Annotated in this window: 13 protein-coding genes and 1 pseudogene; 9 read left to right on the top strand and 5 right to left on the bottom strand. The window is 64.3% G+C overall.

The window, feature by feature from the left end:
* A pseudogene (locus tag CVM52_RS20570) lies at positions 1 to 351 on the top strand (class I SAM-dependent RNA methyltransferase); the annotation flags it as partial.
* Between the two features lie 99 nt (positions 352 to 450).
* Entirely contained in the window at positions 451 to 948 is a 498-nt protein-coding gene (locus CVM52_RS20565) for a L,D-transpeptidase family protein (RefSeq protein ID WP_100164288.1), read from the top strand.
* Positions 949 to 991: 43 nt separating this feature from the next.
* Here the strand turns inward: CVM52_RS20565 and dalA are convergent, their stop codons facing one another.
* Positions 992 to 1,519 carry a divisome-associated lipoprotein DalA gene (dalA, locus tag CVM52_RS20560; protein ID WP_100164287.1) on the bottom strand — a complete coding sequence of 176 codons (528 nt, stop codon included), beginning with the start codon at positions 1,517 to 1,519 and terminating at the stop codon, positions 992 to 994.
* Positions 1,520 to 1,689: 170 nt separating this feature from the next.
* On the opposite strand from dalA, the gene CVM52_RS20555 reads away from it, so the two are divergent.
* Together CVM52_RS20555 and CVM52_RS20550 are read left to right on the top strand one after the other, a co-directional pair.
* On the top strand, positions 1,690 to 2,292 hold the full coding sequence (locus tag CVM52_RS20555; protein ID WP_100164286.1) for a L,D-transpeptidase: 603 nt from the start codon (positions 1,690 to 1,692) through the stop codon (positions 2,290 to 2,292).
* A gap of 311 nt (positions 2,293 to 2,603) precedes the next feature.
* Complete coding sequence (locus tag CVM52_RS20550) at positions 2,604 to 2,786, top strand: hypothetical protein (RefSeq protein ID WP_100164285.1); 183 nt, start codon at positions 2,604 to 2,606, stop codon at positions 2,784 to 2,786.
* Positions 2,787 to 2,891: 105 nt separating this feature from the next.
* On the opposite strand, the gene hemH is transcribed toward CVM52_RS20550, so the two are convergent.
* Positions 2,892 to 3,956, bottom strand: a complete 1,065-nt coding sequence (gene hemH, locus CVM52_RS20545; RefSeq protein ID WP_100164284.1) for a ferrochelatase — start codon at positions 3,954 to 3,956, stop codon at positions 2,892 to 2,894.
* Between the two features lie 55 nt (positions 3,957 to 4,011).
* Complete coding sequence (locus CVM52_RS20540; protein WP_100164283.1) at positions 4,012 to 4,830, bottom strand: methyltransferase domain-containing protein; 819 nt, start codon at positions 4,828 to 4,830, stop codon at positions 4,012 to 4,014.
* 17 nt (positions 4,831 to 4,847) lie between these two features.
* On the opposite strand from CVM52_RS20540, the gene CVM52_RS20535 reads away from it, so the two are divergent.
* From CVM52_RS20535 to CVM52_RS20520, 4 genes are read left to right on the top strand one after another with little or no spacing between them, the layout of a single operon-like run.
* On the top strand, positions 4,848 to 5,576 hold the full coding sequence (locus CVM52_RS20535; RefSeq protein ID WP_100164282.1) for a ComF family protein: 729 nt from the start codon (positions 4,848 to 4,850) through the stop codon (positions 5,574 to 5,576).
* A gap of 35 nt (positions 5,577 to 5,611) precedes the next feature.
* Complete coding sequence (grxC, locus tag CVM52_RS20530) at positions 5,612 to 5,869, top strand: glutaredoxin 3 (RefSeq protein WP_100164281.1); 258 nt, start codon at positions 5,612 to 5,614, stop codon at positions 5,867 to 5,869.
* On the top strand, positions 5,869 to 6,699 hold the full coding sequence (locus CVM52_RS20525; protein ID WP_100164280.1) for a carbon-nitrogen hydrolase family protein: 831 nt from the start codon (positions 5,869 to 5,871) through the stop codon (positions 6,697 to 6,699). The genes grxC and CVM52_RS20525 overlap by 1 nt, the downstream gene beginning before the upstream one ends.
* Before the next feature lie 12 nt (positions 6,700 to 6,711).
* Positions 6,712 to 7,155, top strand: a complete 444-nt coding sequence (locus CVM52_RS20520; protein ID WP_100164279.1) for a MarR family winged helix-turn-helix transcriptional regulator — start codon at positions 6,712 to 6,714, stop codon at positions 7,153 to 7,155.
* Positions 7,156 to 7,183: 28 nt separating this feature from the next.
* On the opposite strand, the gene CVM52_RS20515 is transcribed toward CVM52_RS20520, so the two are convergent.
* Entirely contained in the window at positions 7,184 to 8,221 is a 1,038-nt protein-coding gene (locus CVM52_RS20515; protein WP_100164278.1) for a sodium:calcium antiporter, read from the bottom strand.
* A gap of 24 nt (positions 8,222 to 8,245) precedes the next feature.
* Positions 8,246 to 9,025: a bifunctional 2-polyprenyl-6-hydroxyphenol methylase/3-demethylubiquinol 3-O-methyltransferase UbiG gene (ubiG, locus tag CVM52_RS20510; protein ID WP_100164277.1), complete on the bottom strand. Its 780-nt coding sequence runs from the start codon at positions 9,023 to 9,025 to the stop codon at positions 8,246 to 8,248.
* Positions 9,026 to 9,074: 49 nt separating this feature from the next.
* Between ubiG and pip the strand changes: the two genes are divergently transcribed.
* The gene (gene pip, locus CVM52_RS20505) at positions 9,075 to 10,052 is read left to right on the top strand and encodes a prolyl aminopeptidase (RefSeq protein WP_100164276.1); all 978 of its coding nucleotides are present in this window, start codon (positions 9,075 to 9,077) and stop codon (positions 10,050 to 10,052) included.
* Positions 10,053 to 10,162 lie beyond the last annotated feature (110 nt).

Here is a 10,162-nt window from a genome sequence, read left to right as displayed (position 1 = left end):
GAGATGGTGGACGCGCTGGACCGCGGCTGGCGTGCGGCACCGGGGCTGAAACGGGTGACGGGCGAGGCGCGCGACTTGTTCCGCCGTCCGCTGCTGGCCGACGAACTGGCACGCTTCGACGCGGTGGTGATCGATCCGCCGCGCGCCGGGGCCGAGGCGCAGATGGCCGAACTGGCCCGCGCCCGGGTGCCGGTGATCGCCCATGTGTCCTGCAACCCGCTGACCTTCGCCCGCGACGCGCGCCAGCTGTGCGAGGCCGGCTATCGCCTGGACCGGCTGCGCGTGGTCGACCAGTTCCGCTGGTCGGTGCATACCGAGCTGGTTGCCGGATTCCGCCTGGGCGCCGGCTGAGCACGCGGCGAATTTTCGGCGAAATCGCGCGAGATTTGATTTTGATGCCGCACGGATCCCGTATATTGGGGCCCGAGGTTCGAGAGCAGGAAACGCATAATGAAAAGGCGTCTATTCGGACTCGGTCTGCTGGCTGCGCTGGCGGTATCCGGGTGCAGCAGGGGCAGGGTGTATTCCGGCCCCCCCGTCACGTCGATTGTCGTGAACAAGTCCAGCAAGCGGATGTATCTGCTGAGCCAGTCAGAGATCCTGAAGGCTTATGATGTCGATCTTGGCTTTGCCCCGGCCGGGCCCAAGCAGTTCGAGGGCGACGGCAAGACGCCCGAGGGCACCTATCTGATCGACCGGCGCAATCCCAACAGCGCCTTTCACCTGTCGCTGGGCATCTCCTATCCCAACGCCGCCGACATCGCCTTTGCCGAGGCGCAGGGCAAGCGGCCCGGCGGCGACATCTTCATCCATGGCGAGCCGAACCAGAACCGCAAGCTGTCGCGCAAGGAAAACTGGACGGCGGGCTGTATCGCGGTGAAGAACAAGGAGATCGAGGAGATCTATGCGATGGTGCGCACCGGCACGGTGATCACCATTCGGCCGTAGGCGGGGTGAGCCTGGATCAGGGTGGGGCGGCGTCGGCCCGGGTTCAGACCCCGGCCATCGTGCCGCCCATGACCAGCGTCCACCAGATCTTGCCGCTGCTGTCCTGGTACCAGGAAAAGCCCATATTGGTGGCCCGTTTGTCCAGCAGCACCTCGCGCGAGCCGGTTTCGTCCATCCAGGCGGCCAGCGTTTCCAGCTCGGTCTCGTAGGTTTCCGAGATATTCTCGCCCAGCATCTGGCCGGGATAGCCGGCGCGGCGGACCCGGTCGATCGGCGAGGACCCGTCCGAGCCGAAATGCCAGGGCCGGTTCTGGACCGACATGTCGCGCGCATGGGTGGCGGCGGCGGCGTTCAGCATCGCGTTCAGTTCCACCGGCGGCGCTGCGGCGGCGGCGCGCAGCGAGTTGACCGCGTCCAGCATCCGGTACTGGATTTTCGAGACGTCGGAATTGCGGATCTGGTAAACGCGGGGCAACGGGCGCCCATCAGGGCCAAGCGCGGTTTCCTGCGGCGCCGCACAGGCGGCCAGCATGATGGCAACCGAAAACACCCACCAAAAATTACGTACCATGGCCACCCTGCCCAGTTTCGTTCACCACATGCCTTTACAGTGCCTGCCGATGCACCGCAAACTCACAAAGCCGGAATCCGAGCGGGTTACAGCGGTTTGATTTGTGACTGCGGCATTCCGGCAATAACATGCGCAGCATCCAACGCCCGAATTGTTCAGTGAGCCGATCCATGACCATCAAACGTAGTTTTCCGCAGACCCGGCGCAATTTCCTGGCCGGGCTGGCCGCTGTTTCGGCGGCACCGGCCCTGGCGCAGAATGTCAACAGCGCCGCAACAACCGAGGTCGAGCGTGACCTGTCCCAATCGGTGCGCCGTAACATTTCCAGCTTTCGCGCGCTCGACTGGCAGCCCTATTTCGATCACCTCAAAAACGGGGCGATCCTGGTCGATACCACCTCGCGCGCATTGCATTATTGGGGCGAGGATGGCGCCACCTACCGGCTGTACCCGTCCAGCGTGCCGCTGTCCGAAGACCTGACGCGGCGCGGCCGCACCAGCGTGGTGCAGAAGGTCGAAGGGCCGGGCTGGCGGCCGACGCCGAACATGCTGAAGCGCAACCCGGACTGGCCCGCCTATATCCCGCCGGGACCCGACAACCCTTTGGGCACCCATGCCTTGTATCTCAGCTGGCAGTATTACCGCATCCACGGCACCCATGACACGCGCAAGATCGGCCGGCGGTCGTCCAATGGCTGCATCGGTCTCTACAATGAACATATCGCCGAGCTGTTTGCGATGGCGACGGTGGGCACACAGGTGCTGTTGATCTGACCGCGATGCCGAGATCGCGCCCGGCCGGACGCGCCCGATGCGGTGCGCAGCTCACCCGGCCAGGGCCTGCCACATCGTGATCGCTGCGGGGCAGAAAACCGGGCGCCGCAGCGGAGTGGCGGATTGTTGCCGCCGCGCCTCAGTACCGACCTGGCAAGTGTTGCCGATATGACGACATTTGATCCCGCATTGCGTCATTCAATCCAACAAGCATTTGCAATCGCATTGCTTTGCTGCTTAGAAAAATGCACGAGGTAAGTCTTGGGTGCGCGATTCAGGAGTCTTGAATCGTGCGAATTCTGGAGGTTAACATGAAGAAACTCGTTCTCGCCGCTGCACTGGCTGCTGCTGCTACGACCGCATCTGCCGGCACGCTGGAAGAGCCGATCATCGAAGCACCGGTCATCGTTGAAGACACCGGTGGATCGTCGAGCGGCATCCTGCTGCCCCTGATCCTGCTGGCTCTGGTGGCTGCTGCTGTTGCTGCTGACTAAGCACGGCGCACGACCGAAAAAGAAGGCGGTGGAGTTTTCCACCGCCTTTTTTATTGCCGGGAGGGCTTCGGCGAGACCGGCGCCTGTCCGGCGCGCGGCCGCTGTCTATTCGACCCAGCCCCTGAGATTGTCGGCGATTACCCCTGACAGCGCCTCGATATGCGCGTCGTCGTCGTTGAGGCAGGGGATATAGGTGAAGTTCTCGCCGCCGGCCTGTTCGAAACTTTCGCGGATCTCCTCGCGGATCTCCTCCAGCGTCTCGATGCAATCGGCGGCAAAGGCCGGGGCGATGACCGCGATATTGCGCTTGCCCTCGTCGCGGGCGACGCGCGCCACTTCTTCGACCGTATAGGGGCGCAGCCATTCCTCGGGGCCAAAGACCGACTGGAAGGTGGTGGTCAGCTGCGTCGGCTCCCAGCCCAGCCGCTCCATCAGCAGCCGGGTCGTCTTGCGGCACTGGCAATGATAGGGATCGCCCTGCATCAGATAGCGCTGCGGCATACCGTGATAGGACACCACCAGCAGGTCGGGCCGGGTGTCGAGCGCGCCATAGGCGCGTTCCACCGATTGCGCCAGCGCCTCGATATAGGCCGGGCTGTCGCAATAGGCCGGGACGGTGCGCGCGGCCGGTTGCCATTTCTGCGTCATCAGGGCGCGGAAAAACGCATCATTCGCGGTGGCGGTGGTGGCGCCGGCATATTGCGGATAGAGCGGGAAAAACAGGATCTTGCGGCAACCGTTCTCGACCATGCGGTCGACCCGCGAGGCGGTGGACGGGTTGCCATAGCGCATGCAGAAATCAACCATGACCCGATCGCCGAACCGCTCGGACATCGCCTTGGCGATCTTGGCGCTTTGCCGCCGGGTGATCGTCATCAGCGGGCTTTCGCCACGTTCCTCGTCCCAGATCGACTTGTAGGCGGCGCCGCTGGTGAAGGGCCGCTTGCTGAGGATGATCAGTTGCAGCAGCGGCTGCCATTTCCATCGCGGATAGTCGATTACCCGCTGGTCCGACAGGAATTCGCCCAGGTAGCGGCGCATCGACCAATAGTCATAGCCATCCGGCGTGCCGAGATTGGCCAGCAGGATGCCCACCTTCTCCTCGGCAATGGCGGGGTGGTTGCCCGGCGCATGGGCGGGCTGGCTGGTGTGGGGGACGAAATCACGCATGTCGGGCCTTCCGTCGGTTGCGGTGACGGGTCAGATAAAAGCTTTTGCCCGCAGGTCAATCCGGCAGGCGGGTTTCCTTGGCGCCCAGTGCCTCGGCAAGCCGGGTACTGGCCGAGCCGGGGCGCAGCGGTTTGGGCTGGCTGTCATCCGGGCACCAGGCGGTCAGAGAGACGATTTCGAAACCGGCGGGCAACTTGCCCTCCGGGGTGGCGAAACGGTCGCGATAGACCCGCTCGGCCTGTTGGAACAGGCTGCGCCGGGTGAGGTGTTTCAGCCGGCCGGCCAGGGCATTGGTTTCACCCATCGCCCGCAGATCGTGCATCAGGTGGTAAAGATCGCGGTATTCGGCGGTGAGCGGAAGCGTATCCGCGACCGGCAGGTTCAGCCCGGCGCGCTGTAATACCGCACCGAGATCGCGGATTTCGGCCATTGGTGCGATGCGCGGCGACAGGCCGCCGGTCAGACGGCTTTCCGCCTCGGCCAGCGCGGCGCGCAACTCGGACAGGGTGGTGCCGCCCAGCGTGAAACACAGGAACAGCCCGTCGGGTTTCAGGGCGCGGCGGCACTGAATCACCTGGCCGACCGGGTCATTTGCCCAATGCAGGCACATGGCGTGAATCACCAGATCGCAAGCGCCGGGTTGCAGCGCCAGCACCTCGTCATCGGGCAAAATTTGAGCAGCGGGAAAAGCGTTTTGCCAGACCGGGGCAAACGGGCTCACGATGGCCACATTCTTAAACGATCTTTTAACCATCGCGAGGCGATCCTGCGCCTCGTCCACCGCAGCATGGTGCAGAAACAGCGCATCCCGCGACGCGCGGGCGCGGTGATGCAACAGGGCAGAGCGGTCGAACAGGGCCGGAGCGGATTTCATAAACGGTAGTTAGACCTATGCGAGACATGTTTCAAACGGCAGTGCAGCTTCTTTACCCGCCGCGCTGCCTGGGCTGCGAAGAAAGGGTCGAAAGCGATTTCGGACTTTGCGCCGATTGCTGGCAGGATACCCCGTTTATCGGCGGCACCGTCTGCGACAGTTGCGGCGCGCCGCTGCCGGGTGAGGCCGACGGTGCGCGGCTGGATTGCGACGATTGCATGGCACAGCCGCGGCCCTGGGCGCAGGGGCGGGCGGCGCTGATCTATCGCGGCCGGGCGCGCGATATCGTGCTGGCGCTGAAACATGGCGACCGGCCGGAAGTGGCCCATGCCGCCGGCCGCTGGCTGGCCCGCGCGGCGCAGCCGCTGCTGCGCGATGACATGGTGATTGCGCCGGTGCCGTTGCACCCGACCCGGCTGTTCAAGCGGCGCTATAACCAGTCTGCGCTGCTGGTGCAGGCGCTGGCCCGAGAAACCGGGCATCGCTATTGCCCCGATCTGCTGGTGCGGCGCCAGCGCACCGCGCCGCTGGACGGGAAATCGGCGGCCGAGCGCTTTGCCGATCTGGAGGGTGTGATTGGCGTGCATCCGGGCCGGGCCCACCGGATGACGGGGCGGCCGGTGTTGCTGGTTGATGATGTGATGACGTCGGGTGCAACCCTTTCCGCCTGTGCAGAGGCCTGTCACGCGGGCGGTGCCGCGCAAGTTTTCGTTCTGGCACTGGCGCGGGTGGTCAAGGAACACTAGATTTCCGGGAACCAAGGCTTTTCGGAAAGAACCAGATGAAACCCGTTGAAATCTATACTTCGCCGCTTTGCGGTTTCTGCCACGCGGCCAAGCGCCTGTTGACCCAGAAAGGGGTGTCATTCCAGGAAATCGACGTGATGGCCGACCCGGCGCGCAAGCCCGAGATGATCCAGCGCGCCAATGGCGGGCGCACGGTGCCGCAGATTTTTGTCGGTGAAACCCATGTGGGCGGCTGCGATGAACTTTACGCATTGGATCGCGCCGGCAAGCTGGATGCGTTGCTGGCGGCCTGATGAAGACCGCGCTGATCCAGTTGACATCGGGGGACGACCCGCAGGCCAACCTTCCCGTCACCCAGGACTTCATCGCAAAAGCGGCCGAGCAGGGCGCGCGGTTCGTCTTGACCCCCGAGGTGACCAATTGCGTCTCGACCAGCCGCAGCCGGCAGAATGCCGTGCTGCAAGCCGAAGAAGACGACCTGACGCTTGCCGCCCTGCAACAGCAGACACAGGCGCTTGGCCTTTGGCTGCTGATCGGATCGCTGGGGCTGAAAACCACCGATCCGGATGGGCGTTTTGCCAACCGGTCCTTCCTGATCGGGCCCGATGGCGGCATTCACGCGCGCTATGACAAGATCCACATGTTCGACGTTCAGGTGACTGAGCAGGAAACCTATCGCGAATCCGCCGGCTATCGCCCCGGAACGCGCGCGGTGCTGGCGCAGACCGATTTCGCGCCGGTGGGCCTGACCGTCTGTTACGACATCCGCTTTCCCGCGCTGTACCAGGCGCTGGCCCAGGCGGGGGCGCAGATTCTGACCGTGCCGGCAGCGTTCTCTCCGGTCACCGGCGCGGCGCATTGGCATTCGCTGCTGCGCGCGCGGGCGATCGAAACCGGGTGTTTCGTACTGGCCCCGGCGCAGACCGGCGATCATCCGATCGGGCAGGGCAAACCGCGCCGCACCTATGGGCACAGCCTGGCGGTATCGCCCTGGGGCGAGGTTTTGGTGGATGGCGGGACCGATGCGGGCGTTCACGTTTTTGACATGGATTTGAATTCAGTACATGAAGCCCGCAAAAAGGTACCGTCGTTGACCCATGTTCGGAGCTTCGACGGCCCCTGACAGGGAAGTGTCATGTCCGAGGAAACCAACTCACTCGCGATTGCCTTGTTCAGCGAGGTGCTGACCGCGGATCAGATGATCCGCAACCGGCTGACGCGGGTGTTGCCCAAGGGTATGGAGATTTCGCATTTCTCGGTGCTGAACCACCTGATCTTCGTCGGCGGCGAACGCAGCCCGGCGCAGCTGGCCCATACGTTCCATGTGACTCGCGGCGCCATGACCAACACCCTGAACAAGCTGGAATGGGCCGGTTACGTGCATATCCGGCCCGACTGGGACGATGCGCGGCGCAAGATGGTGGCGATCAGCCCGGCGGGCAAACGCGCCCGCGACCAGGCGGTGGCCTCGATCGCGCCCTTGATCAATGACGTGGTGGGCGAGCTGGGCCCGGAAAAGGTGCGTACGGTACTGCCGGTGCTGCGCGAGCTGCGCGCCAAGCTGGAACCGCGGGAATAAGTGGGCCAAACGCCCGGCCGACCGGCAGCTAAAACACCGTCATCTGCAATGCGATGGTTCCCGCATAGATGATCAGCAACGACATGCTGTCGAACCCGATACCCGCCGGGCCGCGCCGCTCGCGCACCACCAATCCGGCGAGCAATGCGGTGGTCATCAGCATGGCGGAGGCAACCCAGAAATAATCCTCGTTGGTCGCCGCGTGGTACAGCGACCCGTCGCGATAGGCGATATCGGCGGCGGGCAGGAACAGCATGTCAAACATGTTCCCGCCGATGATCCCGCCCACCGCCAGTTGCAGCGCCCCGCGCCGCACCGCGGCCAGGGTGGTGACCAGTTCGGGCAGCGAGGTGACAATGGCGGTCATCAGCGCGCCGACAAGCGAGGTCGAGATATCCAGCCGCTGGGCCAGCGCCGATCCCGATTGTTCGATAAACCAGCCCGACAGACCCATCGCCGCCATCAGCACGGCGAATTCGCCGAAAACCCGGAAATTGGATTTGTCCTCGGTCCCGTGGTCTTCCTCGTCGGGGGTATCGGTGCGGGTATGCGGGGTGCGCACCGGCGTCCACATCGGGTCTTCCCGGACGGCGCGGCTGATGAACATGCCGATGACATAGATTGCCGGGATCGCGACCGAGACGGGATGGATCGCGAAAAGCGTGATGTCGGGCGTCAGCCGGGCGGCAAATGGCAGGGTCAGCAACATCAACAGCAAGATACCCTGCACGATATTCGTCACTTCCGCCGCGGCGTGTTCCAGATTGGCCTTGCGGAACATCAGGTCGGCCAGTGCAAGAAAGGCGGTCTGCGCTGCGATCCCGCCCACCGAATTCGAAAAGGCAAGCGAGGCCTGATTCTCCCAGGCGGCCGAAACCGAGACCACTGTACCGGAGAGTGAGGTGGCCGCGCCCAACAGCAGGCCGCCGACAATGGCTTCGCCCAACCCGGTACGGTCGGCAATCAGATCGGCAAGGCCGGTCATTTTCACGCCGCACACGCAGATCACGGTGCCCGCTAAGAAAAAGACCAGAAAGACGAGGCTGAGCGCGCTGTCTTCAAGCAAGAATCAAACTCCGGCAGTGCCGGGTCAACGCTGCGGGCTTGGCTCGGTTCCGATCTCGGGCTGCGGACGCACCGAGGCGGTGACGTAATTGACCGACAGGTCGCGCGCCGACAGGCTCCAGGACCAGCTGAGCGGGTTGAAGACAAACCCCTTGCGGTCCACCGGTTCCAGCCCGGCGTCTTTCAACAGCGCGAACAGTTCGTCCGGCGTGATGAACTTGGACCAGTCATGGGTGCCGCGCGGCAGCCAGCGCATCACCACCTCGGCCCCGAAAATCGCCATGGCATAGGATTTCGGGTTGCGGTTGATGGTCGAGCAGATGTGCAGCCCGCCGGGTTTCAGCAGGTCGTGGCAGGCCGCCAGATAGGCCGGCGGATCGGCCACATGTTCGACCACCTCCATGTTCAGAACGATGTCAAAGCGCTCTCCGGCGGCGGCCATGGCCTCGGCGGTGGTGTGGCGATAGTCGATGTCGAGCCCGGATTGTTCGGCATGGATCCGCGCCACCGGCAGGTTGCGCTCGGCAGCGTCGGCGCCGACCACATCGGCACCCAGCCGCGCCATCGGTTCCGACAGCAGCCCGCCGCCACAGCCGATATCCAGCAAGCGCAGCCCGGCAAAGGGGTTCGGTTGGGTCAGGTCGCGATCGAACTCACCGGCGATCTGGCTGGTGATATAGTCCAGCCGGCAGGGGTTGAGCATGTGCAGCGGGCGGAATTTCCCGTTCGGATCCCACCACTCGGCCGCCATCGCCTCAAATTTTGCAACCTCGTCGGCATCGACGGTGGTTTGTGGCGCTTGCATTCCAATCTCCGAATGACCATTGATTTCTGGTGGTCTATATAGGGCTGTAATGGACAAGAACCCGGATCAAAAGCGCGCAGTGCAATATCTTTACCCGCCGGTCGACCCGTTTGATCAGCGGATGCTCAGGGTTGGACAGGGCCACCAGATATATGTCGAGCAATGCGGCAACCCGCAGGGTTTGCCGGTGGTGGTGTTGCATGGCGGGCCGGGCGGCGGCTGCAGCCCGGCGATGCGGCGCTATTTCGATCCGGAACACTACCGCATCATCCTGTTCGATCAGCGCGGCTGCGGCCGGTCGCGGCCCCATGCCAGCGTCGAGGAGAATACCACCTGGCGACTGGTCGAGGATATCGAGCTGATCCGCGAGACGCTGGAGATCGACCGCTGGTGCGTGTTCGGCGGCAGCTGGGGCGCGACGCTGGCGCTGGTCTATGCGCAGAGCCATCCGGCACAGGTGCGCAACCTGATCCTGCGCGGCGTGTTCCTGATGACCAAGGCCGAGCTGGACTGGTTCTATGGCGGCGGTGCCGGGCGGTTCTGGCCCGAGACCTGGGCGCGGTTCGTCGCGCCGATCCCGGAAGAGGAGCGCGACGACCTGATCGCCGCGTATCACCGGCGGCTGTTCTCGGGCGATTTCGCGGTCGAAACCAAATACGGCCGCAGCTGGTCGGCCTGGGAAAACGCGCTGGCCTCGATCCATTCCAGCGGCGCTTCGGGGGAAAGCCCCGGGGATTACGCCCGCGCCTTCGCGCGGCTCGAGAACCACTATTTCATGAATGCCGGGTTCCTGGAGCGGGATGGCCAGATTCTGGACCAGATGGAGCGCATCGCGCATATTCCGGGCGTCATCGTGCAGGGCCGCTATGACATGATCTGCCCGCCGGTATCGGCCTGGTCGCTGGCCCAGCGCTGGCCCGCGGCCGAGCTGAAGCTGATCCGCAATGCCGGCCATGCGCTGAGCGAGCCGGGGATCAGTGCCGAGCTGGTGCGGGTGATGGACCGGATTGCCGAGGAGGTGGCGTGAGATGACCCGCATCGATCGCCGCGCGCTGTTTGCCTCGGGTGCCGCCGCCGCCCTGCTGGCGGCATCGGGCCTGTCGGCCAATGCGGCGCCGCGCCTCGGCGGGACGCTGC

Origin of the sequence: Pseudooceanicola lipolyticus (genome assembly GCF_002786325.1) — a bacterium.
GTDB classification, from domain to species: Bacteria; Pseudomonadota; Alphaproteobacteria; order Rhodobacterales; family Rhodobacteraceae; genus Pseudooceanicola_C; species Pseudooceanicola_C lipolyticus.
The sequence above is the reverse complement of the archived record's forward strand: the minus strand, read 5'-3'. Positions and strand labels throughout refer to the sequence as shown.

Coding starts and splice junctions, on each gene's coding strand:
- CVM52_RS20565 (WP_100164288.1), top strand. CDS start 451: ATGAAAAGGCGTCTATTCGGACTCGGTCTGCTGGCTGCGCTGGCGGTA.
- dalA (WP_100164287.1), bottom strand. CDS start 1,519: ATGGTACGTAATTTTTGGTGGGTGTTTTCGGTTGCCATCATGCTGGCC.
- CVM52_RS20555 (WP_100164286.1), top strand. CDS start 1,690: ATGACCATCAAACGTAGTTTTCCGCAGACCCGGCGCAATTTCCTGGCC.
- CVM52_RS20550 (WP_100164285.1), top strand. CDS start 2,604: ATGAAGAAACTCGTTCTCGCCGCTGCACTGGCTGCTGCTGCTACGACC.
- hemH (WP_100164284.1), bottom strand. CDS start 3,956: ATGCGTGATTTCGTCCCCCACACCAGCCAGCCCGCCCATGCGCCGGGC.
- CVM52_RS20540 (WP_100164283.1), bottom strand. CDS start 4,830: ATGAAATCCGCTCCGGCCCTGTTCGACCGCTCTGCCCTGTTGCATCAC.
- CVM52_RS20535 (WP_100164282.1), top strand. CDS start 4,848: ATGCGAGACATGTTTCAAACGGCAGTGCAGCTTCTTTACCCGCCGCGC.
- grxC (WP_100164281.1), top strand. CDS start 5,612: ATGAAACCCGTTGAAATCTATACTTCGCCGCTTTGCGGTTTCTGCCAC.
- CVM52_RS20525 (WP_100164280.1), top strand. CDS start 5,869: ATGAAGACCGCGCTGATCCAGTTGACATCGGGGGACGACCCGCAGGCC.
- CVM52_RS20520 (WP_100164279.1), top strand. CDS start 6,712: ATGTCCGAGGAAACCAACTCACTCGCGATTGCCTTGTTCAGCGAGGTG.
- ubiG (WP_100164277.1), bottom strand. CDS start 9,025: ATGCAAGCGCCACAAACCACCGTCGATGCCGACGAGGTTGCAAAATTT.
- pip (WP_100164276.1), top strand. CDS start 9,075: ATGGACAAGAACCCGGATCAAAAGCGCGCAGTGCAATATCTTTACCCG.